We start from the raw sequence: 15,561 nt of genomic DNA, 5'->3' as shown, positions 1-15,561 counted from the left end.
ATACCCGGTATTTGTTTTAGTTATAGTATTAAATAAAAAATATATTATTTAATTAAATGTTAACCCGCAACGGTATTATAGCATGCCCGGCAGCGGGGCTCATAGCTTTCCTTCTCGCCTAATAATATTTTTGAATTATCATGTACCAGGCGGTACGAGTATTGGGCCGGGTTGCCGCACTTTACGCAAACGGCCTGCAGCTTGGTTACCGATTCGGCAATGGCCATAATGTTGGGCATTGAGCCAAATGGCCGGCCCTTAAAATCCATATCCAAACCGGCTACAATTACGCGTACGCCGCGGTTGGCCAGTACGGTACATACCTCGGGGAGTTCATCGTCAAAAAATTGCGCTTCATCAACACCTATTACATGGGCATCGCTGGCCAGCAGTAAAATAGCCGAAGCGCTATCAACCGGGGTAGAAGTTATTTTGCTGGCATTGTGCGAAATGATGGCATCCTCGCCATAACGGGTATCGGCTTTAGGGCTAAAAATCTCAACCTTAAGCTTGGCAATGCGGGCACGGTTAAGCCTCCTGATCAGCTCTTCGGTTTTGCCCGAGAACATTGATCCGCAGATAACCTCAATACTGCCGCCTACTTCGCTTTTACGCCTGAAAACCTCTTCGTGATATACCATTTATGACTTTTATAGTCGGCAAATATCAGAATTTAATCCTATTTTTGGTAAGCATTTTCCTAACATTGAGGCCATGAAGCAAATGGATGTATTTAAAAAGATAGGTGGGATTTTAAAAGAGCTTAATGATCAATACGACTACCTTGCAGCTGATCCCAGCGAACTTAACGAGCTTGAATTAGAACTTTTTGTAGCCAATGCCCATTTTTTAAAAGACCATGCCGAAATACTGCGACGCATCAATGAGCGCGCGGCAGCTCCTGCACTGCTTGCAGAAAAAAACCAGCCTGCAGCTGAAGAACATATACCGGTGACCCTGGTGTTGCCTCCCGCTCCGGTGCCGGCAACACCTCCGCCTGTAAAGGAGGAAGCTTTGCATGAGCAGCGCTTTTTTGAACCGGTAGTACAACAGCACGTCCCTGTGCCGGTTGATAAGATAGAACTTACCAGCGATGCTGAACCACCGGCCCCGGTGCCGTTTAACCCGGTAAAAATAGAAGTGATCAACCCCGCGCCCGAAATAAAAGAAACACCCGAACCGCAAATAAATATTGCTGCCGAAAAAGAGGCAGATACTTATTCATTTCAACAGGAAATTCCTGAAGGAAGCAGCTTTGAACTAAATTTAAACGAGGCTGATACCTGGGATGATGAAGCTGACAGGTTTGAGCAGGAAGAGCTGATTGGTGAACTTCCCGAAAAGCCGGTTGAGATAGTACCCATGGCCGAACAGCCAAAGCCCGTACCGGTAACTGAGCCCGTAAAACCCGCTGCAGAGCCTGTTGTGGCTACAGCCCCTTCGGCAGATACAGGTAGCAGCCAGCAGGTACTAACCTTTAATCAAAGGATCATGGCCCAAAAGGCTGAGAAAGCGAACAACGCGGCGAGCACCACTGCCGAGCTGCCGGTTACCGATCTTAAATCGGCCATAAACCTGAATGATAAGCTGCTTTATATAAAAGATCTGTTTAATGGTTACAGCCTGGCCTATAGTGAAGCTATTGAGATAGTAAACCGCTTTAACACTTTTGAAGAAGCCGAACGTTTCCTGAAAACAAACTACGTAGTTAAAAATAACTGGGAAAGTAAAGCATCAACAGCCGATAAGTTTTACGCTTTGTTACGACGGAGATATCCTGCTTCGTAGCGGTTTAGTTCATAGTTGATGGTTCATGGTGAAGACGATTTTAGAGGTACCCCAACTTTCTGACTTACGGACTTCTGACTAAAATTATCAAACATTCGATTTCCTGTTTGAATCGAGTTTGATAAGCGTGAACAGGAGCATGGTGAAACTTAGTAATGACGAGCCTCCATAGCTGATGAACGGTAAAGGGATCCCGATAACGGGTACTACCCCGATGGTCATACCGATATTGATCACTACGTGAAAAAACAACACTGAAGCTACACCGTAACCGTAAATACGCGTAAAAGGGGATCGCTGCCGTTCGGCAATAAGAATTACCCGCAATATCAGGAACATGAAAAGGCTTATTACCGTTAATGAACCTGCAAAGCCCCATTCTTCGCCGACGGTGCAGAAAATAAAGTCGGTACTTTGCTCGGGTACAAACGAGTATTGGGTTTGAGTACCATGTAAATAACCTTTACCCCACATTTTTCCGGAGCCTATAGCTATTTTCGACTGGTTTACATTATAGCCTTTTCCCTTTAAATCGGTAGTGATACCCAGGAGTATGTTAATACGCTCTGTTTGATGTTTCTTTAAAACGTGGGTATAAATAAACTTTACACTGAATATAAACGCTATAGAGATTGCAAGGCCGATGATCACGGTTTTGATGAGCTGCCTGTTACGCTTAAATAAAAAGATAATGAAAGCGGTTATTACAGCCAGGATCAGGATAATATACAGCGGATTGTATAATAGCGATGTAACGAAAAGGGTGATGAACAACCCCGCTATCACCAGGAAATAAGGAGAAAGCCCTTCGCGGTATAAAACAAATATCAAAGAGCAAAATACCAGTGTGGAACCGGTATCGGGCTGCAGCATGATCAGCAACATCGGGAACCCGATAATCACGGCGGCCGTTAAAAATGATTTGGGTTCGGTAACCCGGATGTTGGTGCCGCTTAAATATCGCGCAAGCAATAAACAGGTTGCAAACTTGGCAAACTCCGAAGGCTGCAGCCGGAAACCGCCGCCCATGTTGATCCAGGCCTGGTTACCGCCTACGTTTCGGCCTATTACCAACACCAGTATCAGCAGCAAAACTATTACTACATAAAATGCTGGGGCCAGGGCAGCAATGAACCGGCTTTCGAGCAGCAGGATAACAATACCAATCACTACAGATACGCAAATAAAGATGAACTGCTTACCGTAATTGGTTGAGGCATCGACTATACTCGGGTGATTGGTGTCAAAAACTGCAGCATGGATATTGAACCAACCAATGGTGCAAAGTACCAGGTACAAAAAAACTGTAAGCCAATCTACATTGAAGAAGAAACTCCGCTGCTGAGTGCTCATGATCTTGCCCTCCCGCCAGTTAATGATTTAATCCAGTTCGCCGGTTTATTGTTATAAGCTGATTCGCGCCTTTCTTTTTTTATTGAATCGGCCTTGAACTTTTTAATTGAATCAGCTTTGAATTTTTTGATAGAATCAACCTTTGCCGCCCTGATACTGTCACGCCTGCGTTCTTTTTGCAGGTCTTGAGCATAAAGGCTAAGATCGGGCAGGCGGTTGGCATTTGCATAATAATCAACTGTAATTCCCGATTCGCGCGGGCTGATCTTACCTTTTAGATATTTTTCAACTATGAAGCTTGCAATAGGAGCGGCCCAATGCGCACCCTCGCCCGAGTTTTCAACTACAACAGCAATCGCTATCTTAGGATTATCGCGTGGGGCGAAAGCCACGAATACCGAGTTATCCTCGCCATGCGGATTTTGCGCGGTGCCGGTTTTACCGCACATAATAATATCAGGTATTTTTGACCGTCTGGCTGTACCGTTTTCAACCACTGCCTGCATTCCGTTAATAACAGGCTCAAAATATCCGGAATCTATCCCAACATAGTTTTTTTCAACGTATTCTTTTTTAATTACGTTTTTAGTACCGATTGCCTTGATAAGGTGAGGCTTATAGTAAAACCCGCGATTGGCAATAGTACATTCCAGGTTAGCCATTTGCAATGGGGTTGCCAAAAGCTCGCCCTGGCCAATGGCCAATGAAATGATGGTGCTTGAACGCCAGCCGCCTTTTTTGTAAACGTTATCATAATGCAGCGGCGTGGGCACGTTACCACGGCTTTCGGCCGGCATATCCAGGTCAAGCCGGGCGCCAAGGCCAAATTTCATTACATTATTTCGCCATGCGGTGAAATTGGCTTCTGTATTTTTTACCCCGTACCGGTCAACAATACGCTGAAAAACCATCGAGAAGTAACCGTTACATGACACGGCCACGGCCCGGCTCATGTTTACCGAACCATGTGCTTCGCCTTTATTACACGGGACCAACCTGTTGCCCGCCCGGTAGTGCCCAGTGCAATAGTAGGTTTCGCCCGGGTTAACGATGCCCTCCTGCAGCGCGATAAGGGCACTTAATGGTTTAAATGATGAACCGGGAGGATATTGAGCCTGGATAGGCCTGATGAAAAACGGCTTGTACGGGTTATTGTACATTTTGGCAAGGTTATTGCCTCGCTGACGGCCTACCATGAGGTTAGGGTCATAGGTAGGACTGCTCACATAACATAAGATCTCGCCCGATGATGGCTCTATGGCTACAATACTGCCCAGCTTGTTTTGCATCAGTTTTTCACCAAGCCTTTGCAGGTCAACGTCTAACGACGAGGTCAGACGTTCGCCCGAACGGGGTACGGTATCAAGCGCGCCATTGGCAAATGAACCCTTGGGTACACCGTGCGAATCAACCATTTGTACCTGTACGCCGCGCTGACCGCGCAATACATTTTCGTATGCCTTTTCAACGCCGGTAACGCCGATATAATCGCCAAGGCGGTAATATCCGTTTGAGCGTTTGATATCCCTGTCGGTGACCTCGCCAATAAAACCTAAAAACTGTGCGGCTACCGAGTCGGGATAAGTGCGTATGGTGCGGGGCACTATAGCGAAGCCCGGAAACTCAAACAGCTTTTCCTGCAATGAAGCATACAACTGAACAGAAAGTTGTTTTTCAAATACGGATGCTGTATTGGGCGATTGTTTTTTAGCCTTGGCAAAGCGTTTGTCGAAACCTTCCTTATCAATACCTATCATTTTGCAAAACAACAAGGTATCAAAAGGTTTTACTTCCTTGGGGTTAACGGTAACATCATAAATGGGTTCGTTTTGTACAAGGATCTTGCCGTTACGGTCAAGTATAGGCCCGCGGGCAGGGTAAAGTATGGTTGTGCGTCTTACGTTACTGTTGGCATAGATCTCGTACTTGTCATCAACTATCTGGATATAGTAAAGCCTTCCCAGCAGGGCTAATATGATAGCTATAAAAATACCGGTAACAACGTAGCGGCGTTCAAAAAACTTATTCATTTACGTTCTTTCCTTCTGAAAAATAGCAGGCCCGAAATTAGTATTAAAAATACGGTAAACAATGAACTCAAAACAACACGGCTTAGTGTGTATTGTATTTCAGAAAAACTAAAAACCTCTAAATTAAGCAGGAAAAAGTGATGGAATAGAGTAAGTATCAACACATAAGTAAAAAACCACCTGAAACCCATGATACTCAAAGTAGGTTCGGGCTCGTTATCAAAGCCATCCTTTTGTACCGTGATGCTGATGAAAAGTACACGTACCAATGCCAGCACAACGCAGGCCGCAGCATGAAGCCCCGGTGTATCATAAAAAGCATCAATAGTGAGGCCTGTCAGGAACGAGAGTACAAACAGCAGCAGATTAGGTACTTCAAAGGGAAGCAACAAAATGAAAAGGATATAGAAATAAGGGGTGGCAAGATTATAAAACGTTATGTTTTTTAACAGGAAAACCTGCATAAAAACCAAAACTATAAACCTAACAAGGTTAACAAGGATAGTTCTACTCATTTTTGTTTTGTACGGCCTCCAGTACCGTTTGTTCACCGGCAAATTTGTTATTTACCACGTAAACGTATTGAAGCTTTGTAAAATCAACAGCTAAGGCTACCTCAACATTGATGAGTAAACCGCCGCCTTTGGCATGCAGGTTGGTGACTTTGCCAAACGGTATGCCCGTAGGGAAAAGTGAATAGCCCGAGGTAACCACTGTATCGCCAATTTTGGGCTGCGCGTTATTCTGGATATCTATTAATACACCCCTGTGCGGATCAAGATCGTTGCCCCATACAAACGAGCCTATATCTTTAGTACCTGCAAGCATGGCGCTAAACCGCGTGTTTTTATGCAAAACTGATTGGATAATAGCTAAATGCTCGGTTACTGCAATAACCTGGCCCACAACGCCTGCACTTGTTATTACACCCATATCTTTTTGGATCCCATCCCTGCTACCCCGGTTAATAGTAATATAGTTGCTGCGTTTATTGAACGAATTATTGATTACCTTGGCTACAATATAAGTATATTGTTGTTTGTAAACGGTATCATTAACCTTGTGTTTTTCAACAGTATCAACATACATAGAAGCTTTGAGCTGGCCGCGAAGTTTCGCGTTTTCACGGGCAAGGCTATCATTGGTTTCTTTTAATGACAGGTATTCTTTTAACGCGTCAACCTGGCTATACAAGGAGCCTGTTATTTTATTGGTTGAGTTAATAAAAGACGCTTTTTGAAACGAGTTGTATTTGATATAAATAAGCAGTGAGCTAATCTCAAAAATCAGGAATAAAAAAAACGCGTTATACTTAGTTATAAATATCCAAAGGTTACGCATTGCTTTTCAGATTTGAAATTGGAATCAAGATAACAAGAACCAAGAGACAAGAAAAGGAGAACAACATTCAACTTATTTCCTTCTTGTCTCTTAATTCTTAAATTCTTGTTTCTAATTTACTGCATTAAAAATTTAAAATTGCCAATGTTTTTAAGGGCGGTGCCGGTTCCGCGTACTACGGCGCGAAGAGGGTCTTCGGCAACGTGAACGGGTAGTTTGGTTTTGGCAGCTACGCGCTTATCAAGGCCGCGCAATAACGCACCGCCACCGGTTAGGTAGATGCCGGTTTGGTAAATATCGGCCGAAAGCTCGGGAGGGGTAATTTCCAACGCTTTCAATATCGCTTCCTCAATTTTTGAGATCGATTTATCCAAGCAATGTGCAATTTCGGTGTATGATACCATAATTTGTTTTGGTACACCTGTCATGAGGTCGCGGCCTTGTACGGCAAAGTCGCCCGGCGGCTCGCTTAGTTCAGGAAGGGCAGCGCCAACCTCAATTTTAATTTTTTCGGCGGTACGGTCACCAATCATGATGTTATGCTGACGACGGATATATTGAACGATATCCGAGTCGAAGTTGTCTCCCGCTACGCGGATCGACTGGTCGCACACGATACCCGATAAAGCGATAACGGCAATTTCGGTTGTACCACCACCAATATCGATGATCATGTTGCCCATAGGCTCTTCCACGTCGATGCCGATACCTACAGCAGCAGCCATTGGCTCGTGGATGAGGTAAACCTCTTTGGCGCCGGCAATCTCGGCCGAGTCGCGCACGGCACGTTTCTCTACCTCGGTAATACCCGATGGGATACAGATCACCATACGCAGCGATGGAAAGAACCATCCCTTGCCCTGGTTAATCATTTTGATCATCCCACGGATCATGTGCTCGGCGGCGTTAAAGTCGGCAATTACGCCGTCTTTAAGCGGGCGCACGGTACGGATATTATCGTGCGTTTTACCTTCCATTTGCATGGCCTGCCTGCCAATGGCAATCACTTTATTGGTTGTTCTGTCAAACGCCACAATCGAGGGTTCGTCAACAACAACTTTATCGTTATGTATAATGAGGGTATTTGCTGTACCTAAATCGATAGCAATTTCTTGTGTAAAAAAGTTAAATAAACCCATCTGGTATTTCTTTCAGTATGTTATGCAAAGTTTATAAAAATACGCTTAAATAAATTAGCAATTTGCAAACTTAAGCGTTAAAAAATCACATTTATTGTGTTGGGGTTGGGTTGATAGAGCTTATTTATTAGATGGTTGACCGGATTTACAGGTAAATTAAGTTAAAACAGGTTAAAAACATTTTTCCTTTTCACCAAATCAATCCCTACTCTTCAATCAAACGTTTTTAACCTAATAAACTACTCACCAAATCAACCCGGTCAACCTTAAATGTTAGTGTTTAAAGTGACGTACGCCGGTAGTAACCATAGCCAAACCTTTTTCATTGCACATGGCAACCGAAAGCTTGTCATTAATCGATCCGCCCGGTTGTAAAATGGCGGTGATCCCAGCTTCGGCAGCCAGTTCGGCACAATCAGGGAAGGGGAAGAAAGCGTCGGACGCCATTACCGCACCGTTCAGGTCGAAACCAAAGCTTTGAGCTTTAATAATGGCTTGCTTAAGTGCATCAACCCTTGAGGTTTGACCAACGCCACTTGCCATTAGCTGGTTATTTTTAGCAAATACAATGGTGTTCGATTTGGTATGCTTTACAATTTTATTAGCGAAGAACAGGTCTTTCAATTCAGCCTCAGTCGGTGCTTTTTCAGTAACAGTAGTCATTTGGGCCGGACCTTCAATGACGGCGTCTTTATCCTGCTCAATTACACCATTCAATAAAGTTTTGAAATGCTTAACAGGCAGTTCAACCGGCTGGCGAACCAACAGGATGCGGTTCTTTTTGCCTGATAGGATCCGTACGGCTTCGTCTGTAAATGCCGGAGCGATCAGCACCTCATAAAATATCTTGTCGATCTCAGTTGCAGTTTCTGCGTCGATCTCGGCATTGGCAATAATAACACCACCAAAGGCCGATACAGGGTCACAAGCCAGGGCATCGATCCATGCTTCTTTAATAAATGAACGCGAAGCTACACCGCAGGCATTGGTATGCTTAAGGATAGCGATAGTAGGCTCAGTAAACTCATCAATAATAGCAACGGCAGCATCAACATCAACCAGGTTATTGTATGAAAGCTCTTTGCCGTTCAGTTTGTTGAACATGGCATCAAGGTTACCATAAAAAGTTCCTTTTTGGTGAGGGTTTTCGCCATAACGTAAAACCTGGCTGGTTTGGATACTTTGTTTAAACACCGGAAGCGGCTCGGCTTCGTTAAAATAGTTGAAAATATGTGTATCGTAGTTTGACGAGATGTTGAATGCTTTTTGAGCGAATGAACGGCGCTGATCAATTGTGGTAGCACCTTCCTGCGTTTTCAGGATATTTTCAAGGCCTGCGTAGTCATCTTTTGAAGCTACGATCACTACATCTTTAAAGTTTTTTGCAGCTGCACGGATCAAAGAAATACCACCGATATCGATCTTTTCGATCACATCTTCGGCACCGGCACCTGATTGTACAGTTTCCTCGAACGGGTACAGGTCAACAATTACCAAATCAATTTCAGGAATTTCATATTGCTCTAATTGTTGTTTATCTCCATCAAAGCTCCTGCGGGCCAAAATACCACCGAAAACCTTAGGGTGCAGGGTTTTAACACGGCCACCCAGTATCGAAGGGTATGAAGTAAGGTCCTCAACCGGGATCACATTTACACCTAAATTGCGGATGAAAGTTTCGGTACCTCCGGTTGAATAGATATTTACACCAAGGCGGTTTAACTCATGAATGATGGGCTCTAAGTTATCTTTGTAATAAACAGAAATTAAAGCATTTTTTATTTGAACTGACTGGCTCATGTACACACTGTTTTTTGAGCCGCAAAGGTAGTGATATTTAGTTAATTGGAGGTTAGTTAATTAGAGATTAGTTATTAGCATAGGATCGATATTTATCCACATCGAAATTTTATAGCAGGCGATATTTAATGTGTATTACCGTGCGTTCGATAGGCTAATTGTTGAGGTATTCATAAATAATTGGTAACTTAGTATATGACTACGGTGATTATTCAATCAAATTCGGAAAAAAAGACCCGCTTGTTGATGCAGCTTGCTGAAGAGCTTGGTCTTTCTGCGCAAACACAAGAAGTTAAGGATTTGAATACAATTGACGTCGCGAGGGGGATTGGAAGAAAAGCAACAGACGAAGAGCTGATTAATTATTTAAATAAAGATCTTGATGAAGAAGATATTCCGTTAGATAAAGCTTTTTCTAAATATACTCAATAAGCCCATCCTGTATTTTGAACGTTACTATTAAGCCTAAGGCCTTAAAGGTTATTGATGCGATTGTTGATTTTGTAGAATCGAAAAATACACCGGGAAGCGGTGCAAGATATGCTTTGAAATTCAAGACAGCTATCAAAAGATTAGCTGTACCTGGAGTACAGCATTCCATTTGTAACCATAAGGTTTTAGCCGCGTTCAAATATTCTTGCAGTCATTTCAATGACTGGGTTATAGCCTTTAAAATTGTTGATGGTGAATTGACTGTTTACGGAATTATACATGGGTCATTGTTGTTTTAATAACCCATAAAAGAACTTAGATAACCCCCTAATCACTAAACAACTCAGCTTTTCATCTTTTTCAACAGCGCCTCAACAACTTTCGGGAAATGATTATGCTCTAACTGCTGGCCTTTAAATTTTACGATCTCAAGCGTATCGCCCGGTTCAATTTTAAATTTCGACTGGTGGATAATCTCGCCTTCGTCAAAGTTTTCGTTAACGAAGTGAATGGTGATGCCGCTTTCCTCTTCTTTATCTTCTAATATTTTGCGGTGTACGTTATCGCCGTACATGCCTTTGCCGCCATATTTGGGTAACAGGGCAGGATGCAGGTTAATAATCTTATTGGGGAATGCTTTTAATAATGATTGGGGCACAAGCCATAAAAAACCGGCGAGCACAATCAGATCAACCTGTAAGTTTTTTAGCAGGCGGATAACACCGTCTGTTTCATAAAACTCATGGCGACTGAAAATATGCGAGGGTACCTCAAAGTTATCGGCACGCTGTAAAACGTAAGCTTGAGGATTATTGGTAAGTATCAGCACAACTTCGGCATCGGCATTGCGTTTAAAATGCTCCATTAACTTTTGGGCGTTTGAGCCGGAACCTGAAGCGAAAATGGCAATTCTTTTTTTCATCGATAATTTATTTTTCAACGAAGATGAAGCTACAATAGTTTCATCGGGCTGACTGTTTACTTGGCATTGAAACTATTAAAACCATTTTACAATTAAAAATATTTAAAACTATTGGGTGGCAGTTACTTTTTGCCTGATAAACCCGTAACGCATAATGCGTCGTTTTTTTGTTGCCGAATAGTTTGGTTCAACATCCCCTGTTTCTAATACCAGCGAATAATTACCCAAGGTAACTATTTTAGTGTTTTCAAATGGCTTTGAGGTACCGCCCGATGCTTTGGTGGTATCTTTACAAACCATGTCCGAAATTAAAAATAATTTATTTGCAGTAAGTGACCAGCGGCCCTTCGCGGTATCTGATTTGCATTGAAAATTAGTGTAGCTGCAGGAATTGTCGGCATTGAAGGTAAAAAGTTGGGTATCCTGGCAAGTTTGGTTTAAGGTATCTAAAGATACCTGGGCATCACCCACATAATTGGTAACGGTTATAGAAGCCAATTGCCAGTTACCTGCTAATAATCCGGGTATGTGGCTTAAGTTATCTTTCTTGCATGAATTAACAATCAGCGCAATACTTATTAAAAACAGGAAAAACAACAGCGGGGTTCTTTTCATTTATTAAAGGCAAAATTATAAAATATGGTTGATTACCTTGCATCAGTACACTGTAATAAACGCTATAAATTAAATTTATTTCAAAACCAATGCGCGTTCCATACCAAAAACTTGAAGCCGAATTTGAAAGAGTACTATTAAGTATTGATCTGCCGCTTGCAAAAGCCCGGCAATGCGCCGCCATTTTCGCCGCCAACAGCAGGGATGGTGTTTACAGTCATGGCCTTAACCGGTTTCCTGCTTTTGTACAAACTGTAAAGGAAGGCTTGTTTAAACCGGATGCTGAAGCTGTAATGGTAGACAATCTGGGTGCAATTGAGCAATGGAACGGTAATTTTGGTCTTGGCATGTTAAACGCAAGCACATGTATGAGCCGGGCTGTTGAACTGGCCGGAGAGTACGGCATAGGCTGTGTGGCTATCAAAAATACCAACCACTGGATGCGTGGTGGCACTTATGGATTACAGGCGGCTGATGCCGGATTTATAGGCATTTGTTTTACAAACACCATTGCTAACCTGCCGCCCTGGGGCGGGCTCGACCCGCGGCTTGGTAATAATCCCCTGGTTATTGCGGTGCCGCGTAAAGGCGGACATGTCTTATTGGACATGGCTATTTCGCAATACTCGGTAGGTAAGCTGATGGAGAGCAAATCGCAAAATAAACCTTTGCCATTGCCCGGTGGCTATGATCATGAAGGGAATTTAAGTACTGATGCCGATGCCATTTTGCAGTCAAAACGGATGTTGCCTATTGGTTTTTGGAAAGGGTCGGGTTTATCGCTGATGCTTGATCTGCTGGCGACATTACTAAGCGGAGGAAAATCTACCTCAAAAATCAGCGAACACGAAAAGGAGTGGGGCGTATCGCAAGTGTTTATCTGCCTGAAAACAGACACTGAGCAAAATGAGCGTTTAATAAATGAAATCCTGGGCTACACCAAAAGCAGCAATCCTGTTGATGGTGAACAGGTTTCATACCCTGGCGAAAATATGCTCAAAACAAGAGAGCGGAATTTACGGGATGGGATACCTGTTAATGAGGAGATCTGGGAAAGGGTTTTGGCGATGTGAACCGATGGATTGACTACTGACAAATTTACCCTACCATCATTCCCTCAAATTTTTCCCAAAAGCCATCGCGCGGTACGGGAGCGATAATAGCAACCGGTTCGTTTTTTACCGGGTGTACAAACGTAAGCTTGCGTGCATGCAGGCAAATGCTTTTGCGCAGGCTGCCGCGGGGATAGCCATATTTATTATCGCCTACGATGGGGCAGCCGAGGGTTGAAAGCTGTACCCTGATCTGGTGCGGGCGACCGGTTATCGGGTCAACCTCAATTAAATAGTATCCGTTTAGCTCGCCCACCAATTTATAGCTTAGCTCCGAGCGTAAGCTGCCCTGTACTTCTCGGTCATGGGCTTTGGTTACATTTTTCTGTGAGTTTTTTACCAGCCAATGTACCAGGGTGCCTTCTTCGGGAAATGGTTTTTTGCGCACTACTGCATAATAGGTTTTATGCATTTCGCGGGCTTTAAACATTTTGTTGATCCGGTCGAGCGCTTTACTGGTTTTGGCAAACAGGATCACGCCGCTTACCGGTCTGTCAAGGCGGTGTACCACGCCTAAAAAAGCGCCGTTAGGCTTGCTGTATTTTTTGGCGATGTATTTTTTTACCTTTTCGTCCAGCGGCTCATCGCCGGTTTCGTCAACCTGTACAATATCTCCCGCACGTTTATTTATGGCAATAAGGTGGTTGTCCTCATAAAGAACATCCTTATCGGTAATATCGGCATTGCTATAATTAAATTCAGGACGGGCCATTTGTGTTAGTTCATGGTTCATGGTTAATAGTTCATGGCCATCATCTTTACTATGATCTATAAACTATCAACTATAGGCTAATTAATACTGCTCTTTCTCGTTAGGGAAACTGTTACTTTTTACGTCGGTATTGTAATTTTTGATCGCATCGTGCATGATATCATACAGGTTGGAGTATTGGCGTAAAAAGCGGGGCTTAAAGCCTTTGTTAATCCCCAGCATATCATGGATTACCAGTACCTGGCCGTCGCAATGCTGACCAGCGCCGATACCTATTGTAGGGATTTGCAGACTTTCAGATACTTCCTGCGCCAGTTTGGCCGGGATTTTTTCCAATACAATACCAAAGCAGCCAAGTTCCTGGAGTTTAAGGGCATCATCACGCAGTTTTTGTGCCTCGGCTTCATGTTTGGCGCGTACGGTGTACGTTCCAAATTTATATATGGATTGCGGTGTAAGGCCAAGGTGCCCCATTACCGGGATGCCGGCGGTTAAGATCCGGCTAACTGATTCGGCTATTTCAACGCCGCCTTCAATTTTAACGGCGTGTGCCCCGGCTTCCTTCATAATGCGGATGGCTGAGTTCAGCGCTTCCTTTGAGTTGCCCTGGTATGATCCAAAAGGCAGATCGACAACCACCAATGCACGTTTAGCCGCACGTACCACAGATGATGCATGATAGATCATCTGGTCGAGCGTTATAGGCAGCGTAGTTTCGTGACCCGCCATCACATTGGAGGCCGAATCACCAACAAGGATGATATCAGTCCCGGCATCGTCGACTATGGTAGCCATCGAATAGTCATATGCGGTAAGCATAGAGATCTTTTCGCCACGAACCTTCATCTCCTGGATGGTATTGGTGGTGATACGCTTTATTTCTTTATTTACAGACATTGATAAATGTGTTATCGCAGTGCAAAGGTACTTTTTGATTTTGGATTAATTGGATTTCGGATTTCGAAATTTCGATTTCGGATTTTTCTGTTTTTGATTTGTTATTTTATCGGCAGAAAGCCTAATAAATCCGAAATCAAAATAATTCCAAAATCTCACACCCGAAATCCGAAATTATTTTCTACTTTTGCGCCGTGAATCCGGAAGTTCCTTACTTCAATATTTCTATCAGTTTTCACGGGGCTTTGAACCAGGCGATCCGATCATTTAACCCTTTCAATTTTTTTAAGCGATGAATTATTTCACCAAATTACCGGCTATATTGCTGCTTGCCGACGGTACCGTTTTTTACGGTAAAGCTGCGGGCAAAATGGGTACTACCACCGGCGAGATTTGTTTTAATACCGGCATGACCGGCTACCAGGAAATTTTTACCGACCCTTCATACTTTGGGCAAATTATGGTAACCACCAATGCGCACATTGGTAACTACGGTATTGCTAACGAAGAAGTTGAATCGGGCAGGATCCAGATTGCAGGCCTGGTTTGCAAAAACTATAACATCGCCTACAGCCGTAAACAGGCCGATGAATCGATACAGGATTATTTCCAGGAGCAAAACATAGTTGGTATATCTGATATAGATACCCGTCAGCTTGTTCGCCACATTCGTGATAAAGGCGCTATGAACGCCATCATTTCATCAGAAATATTAGACCTGGATGAACTGAAAGCAAAACTTGACCTGGTGCCTTCTATGGATGGCCTGGAGCTTTCATCGCAGGTATCAACTACCGAAACCTATACTTTTGGCAGCGAGGATGCTCCTTATCGTGTAGCGGTGCTTGACCTTGGTGTAAAGAAAAACATCCTTCGCAATTTTGATTCGCGCGAGGTTTATGCCAAAGTATTCCCTGCAAAAACTACTTATGCCGAAATGGAGAAAGATTTTGCCCCTACAGGCTATTTCATTTCAAACGGTCCCGGCGATCCATCAGCGATGCCTTATGCGGTTGAAACTGTAAAGGAGATTTTAGCTGCTGATAAGCCGATGTTCGGTATTTGCTTAGGCCACCAGTTGCTGGCTTTGGCTAACGATATCCCAACTCAAAAAATGTTTAACGGTCACCGTGGTTTAAACCACCCGGTAAAAAATATCATCATTAACCATTGCGAGGTTACTTCTCAAAACCATGGGTTTGGTGTAGTGCCGGAAGCCGTACGTGCTTCGGATAAGGTAGAGATCACCCACGTTAACCTGAACGACCAATCTATCGAAGGCATTCGCGTAAAAGGTAAAAAAGCCTTCTCGGTGCAATATCACCCTGAGTCTTCACCTGGTCCGCATGATTCAAGGTATTTGTTTGATGACTTTATCAAATTGATGAAATAAATTTTGATTGCACCTGTACAGATTTTA

16 protein-coding genes are annotated in these 15,561 nt (G+C 43.5%); 5 read left to right on the top strand and 11 right to left on the bottom strand.

Annotation, left to right across the window (positions count from 1 at the left end; all coding sequences use genetic code 11):
* Positions 1-59: 59 nt before the first annotated feature.
* Positions 60-641, bottom strand: coding sequence for a thymidine kinase (locus IEX80_RS15220; RefSeq protein WP_188833375.1), 582 nt, complete (start codon positions 639-641; stop codon positions 60-62).
* A gap of 73 nt (positions 642-714) precedes the next feature.
* Between IEX80_RS15220 and IEX80_RS15215 the strand changes: the two genes are divergently transcribed.
* The gene (locus tag IEX80_RS15215) at positions 715-1,788 is read left to right on the top strand and encodes a DUF8457 domain-containing protein (protein ID WP_188833374.1); all 1,074 of its coding nucleotides are present in this window, start codon (positions 715-717) and stop codon (positions 1,786-1,788) included.
* A gap of 87 nt (positions 1,789-1,875) precedes the next feature.
* On the opposite strand, the gene rodA is transcribed toward IEX80_RS15215, so the two are convergent.
* The 6 genes from rodA to purH form a co-directional block, all read right to left on the bottom strand.
* Positions 1,876-3,141 (bottom strand): rod shape-determining protein RodA, encoded by a 1,266-nt coding sequence (gene rodA / locus IEX80_RS15210; RefSeq protein ID WP_175490007.1) that lies wholly within the window; start codon positions 3,139-3,141, stop codon positions 1,876-1,878.
* Positions 3,138-5,171, bottom strand: a complete 2,034-nt coding sequence (gene mrdA / locus IEX80_RS15205) for a penicillin-binding protein 2 (RefSeq protein ID WP_188833373.1) — start codon at positions 5,169-5,171, stop codon at positions 3,138-3,140. The genes rodA and mrdA overlap by 4 nt, the downstream gene beginning before the upstream one ends.
* Complete coding sequence (locus tag IEX80_RS15200) at positions 5,168-5,686, bottom strand: rod shape-determining protein MreD (protein WP_091165673.1); 519 nt, start codon at positions 5,684-5,686, stop codon at positions 5,168-5,170. Before IEX80_RS15200 ends, mrdA begins: the two co-directional genes overlap by 4 nt.
* A complete protein-coding gene (mreC, locus tag IEX80_RS15195; protein WP_188833372.1) occupies positions 5,679-6,512 on the bottom strand; it encodes a rod shape-determining protein MreC in 834 nt (277 codons plus the stop codon). The genes IEX80_RS15200 and mreC overlap by 8 nt, the downstream gene beginning before the upstream one ends.
* A 116-nt stretch (positions 6,513-6,628) precedes the next feature.
* Complete coding sequence (locus IEX80_RS15190; protein WP_090528947.1) at positions 6,629-7,651, bottom strand: rod shape-determining protein; 1,023 nt, start codon at positions 7,649-7,651, stop codon at positions 6,629-6,631.
* A 273-nt stretch (positions 7,652-7,924) separates the two neighbouring features.
* Positions 7,925-9,451 (bottom strand): bifunctional phosphoribosylaminoimidazolecarboxamide formyltransferase/IMP cyclohydrolase, encoded by a 1,527-nt coding sequence (gene purH, locus IEX80_RS15185; protein ID WP_176627990.1) that lies wholly within the window; start codon positions 9,449-9,451, stop codon positions 7,925-7,927.
* 195 nt (positions 9,452-9,646) lie between these two features.
* Here purH and IEX80_RS15180 point away from each other — a divergent pair, with 195 nt between their 5' ends.
* Both IEX80_RS15180 and IEX80_RS15175 read left to right on the top strand, forming a co-directional pair.
* The gene (locus tag IEX80_RS15180) at positions 9,647-9,883 is read left to right on the top strand and encodes a hypothetical protein (protein ID WP_188833371.1); all 237 of its coding nucleotides are present in this window, start codon (positions 9,647-9,649) and stop codon (positions 9,881-9,883) included.
* 14 nt (positions 9,884-9,897) lie between these two features.
* Positions 9,898-10,182, top strand: a complete 285-nt coding sequence (locus IEX80_RS15175) for a type II toxin-antitoxin system RelE/ParE family toxin (protein WP_175490006.1) — start codon at positions 9,898-9,900, stop codon at positions 10,180-10,182.
* 44 nt (positions 10,183-10,226) lie between these two features.
* Here IEX80_RS15175 and purN read toward each other — a convergent pair whose 3' ends face one another.
* Both purN and IEX80_RS15165 read right to left on the bottom strand, forming a co-directional pair.
* Complete coding sequence (gene purN / locus IEX80_RS15170; RefSeq protein ID WP_090528933.1) at positions 10,227-10,805, bottom strand: phosphoribosylglycinamide formyltransferase; 579 nt, start codon at positions 10,803-10,805, stop codon at positions 10,227-10,229.
* Positions 10,806-10,913: 108 nt separating this feature from the next.
* The gene (locus IEX80_RS15165; RefSeq protein ID WP_090528930.1) at positions 10,914-11,420 is read right to left on the bottom strand and encodes a DUF5004 domain-containing protein; all 507 of its coding nucleotides are present in this window, start codon (positions 11,418-11,420) and stop codon (positions 10,914-10,916) included.
* Between the two features lie 89 nt (positions 11,421-11,509).
* Here IEX80_RS15165 and yiaK point away from each other — a divergent pair, with 89 nt between their 5' ends.
* The gene (yiaK, locus tag IEX80_RS15160; RefSeq protein ID WP_090528927.1) at positions 11,510-12,493 is read left to right on the top strand and encodes a 3-dehydro-L-gulonate 2-dehydrogenase; all 984 of its coding nucleotides are present in this window, start codon (positions 11,510-11,512) and stop codon (positions 12,491-12,493) included.
* Between the two features lie 25 nt (positions 12,494-12,518).
* On the opposite strand, the gene IEX80_RS15155 is transcribed toward yiaK, so the two are convergent.
* Both IEX80_RS15155 and panB read right to left on the bottom strand, forming a co-directional pair.
* A complete protein-coding gene (locus IEX80_RS15155; RefSeq protein WP_090528924.1) occupies positions 12,519-13,265 on the bottom strand; it encodes an RluA family pseudouridine synthase in 747 nt (248 codons plus the stop codon).
* Positions 13,266-13,325: 60 nt separating this feature from the next.
* On the bottom strand, positions 13,326-14,141 hold the full coding sequence (gene panB / locus IEX80_RS15150) for a 3-methyl-2-oxobutanoate hydroxymethyltransferase (protein WP_176627994.1): 816 nt from the start codon (positions 14,139-14,141) through the stop codon (positions 13,326-13,328).
* Positions 14,142-14,433: 292 nt separating this feature from the next.
* Between panB and carA the strand changes: the two genes are divergently transcribed.
* The gene (gene carA, locus IEX80_RS15145) at positions 14,434-15,534 is read left to right on the top strand and encodes a glutamine-hydrolyzing carbamoyl-phosphate synthase small subunit (RefSeq protein WP_176627995.1); all 1,101 of its coding nucleotides are present in this window, start codon (positions 14,434-14,436) and stop codon (positions 15,532-15,534) included.
* The last annotated feature ends 27 nt before the right edge of the window (positions 15,535-15,561 follow it).

The sequence above is a fragment of the Mucilaginibacter rubeus genome (assembly GCF_014643835.1).
GTDB lineage: Bacteria > Bacteroidota > Bacteroidia > Sphingobacteriales > Sphingobacteriaceae > Mucilaginibacter > Mucilaginibacter rubeus.
This window is presented reverse-complemented; position numbering and strand designations above follow the sequence as displayed.

Bases quoted from the DNA above. Each gene is read 5' to 3' on its own strand.
- carA (WP_176627995.1), top strand. From the start codon at position 14,434: ATGAATTATTTCACCAAATTACCGGCTATATTGCTGCTTGCCGACGGT.
- rodA (WP_175490007.1), bottom strand. From the start codon at position 3,141: ATGAGCACTCAGCAGCGGAGTTTCTTCTTCAATGTAGATTGGCTTACA.
- IEX80_RS15220 (WP_188833375.1), bottom strand. From the start codon at position 641: ATGGTATATCACGAAGAGGTTTTCAGGCGTAAAAGCGAAGTAGGCGGC.
- IEX80_RS15200 (WP_091165673.1), bottom strand. From the start codon at position 5,686: ATGAGTAGAACTATCCTTGTTAACCTTGTTAGGTTTATAGTTTTGGTT.
- mrdA (WP_188833373.1), bottom strand. From the start codon at position 5,171: ATGAATAAGTTTTTTGAACGCCGCTACGTTGTTACCGGTATTTTTATA.
- IEX80_RS15215 (WP_188833374.1), top strand. From the start codon at position 715: ATGAAGCAAATGGATGTATTTAAAAAGATAGGTGGGATTTTAAAAGAG.
- IEX80_RS15155 (WP_090528924.1), bottom strand. From the start codon at position 13,265: ATGAACCATGAACTAACACAAATGGCCCGTCCTGAATTTAATTATAGC.
- mreC (WP_188833372.1), bottom strand. From the start codon at position 6,512: ATGCGTAACCTTTGGATATTTATAACTAAGTATAACGCGTTTTTTTTA.
- purN (WP_090528933.1), bottom strand. From the start codon at position 10,805: ATGAAAAAAAGAATTGCCATTTTCGCTTCAGGTTCCGGCTCAAACGCC.
- panB (WP_176627994.1), bottom strand. From the start codon at position 14,141: ATGTCTGTAAATAAAGAAATAAAGCGTATCACCACCAATACCATCCAG.
- yiaK (WP_090528927.1), top strand. From the start codon at position 11,510: ATGCGCGTTCCATACCAAAAACTTGAAGCCGAATTTGAAAGAGTACTA.
- IEX80_RS15190 (WP_090528947.1), bottom strand. From the start codon at position 7,651: ATGGGTTTATTTAACTTTTTTACACAAGAAATTGCTATCGATTTAGGT.
- IEX80_RS15165 (WP_090528930.1), bottom strand. From the start codon at position 11,420: ATGAAAAGAACCCCGCTGTTGTTTTTCCTGTTTTTAATAAGTATTGCG.
- IEX80_RS15180 (WP_188833371.1), top strand. From the start codon at position 9,647: ATGACTACGGTGATTATTCAATCAAATTCGGAAAAAAAGACCCGCTTG.
- purH (WP_176627990.1), bottom strand. From the start codon at position 9,451: ATGAGCCAGTCAGTTCAAATAAAAAATGCTTTAATTTCTGTTTATTAC.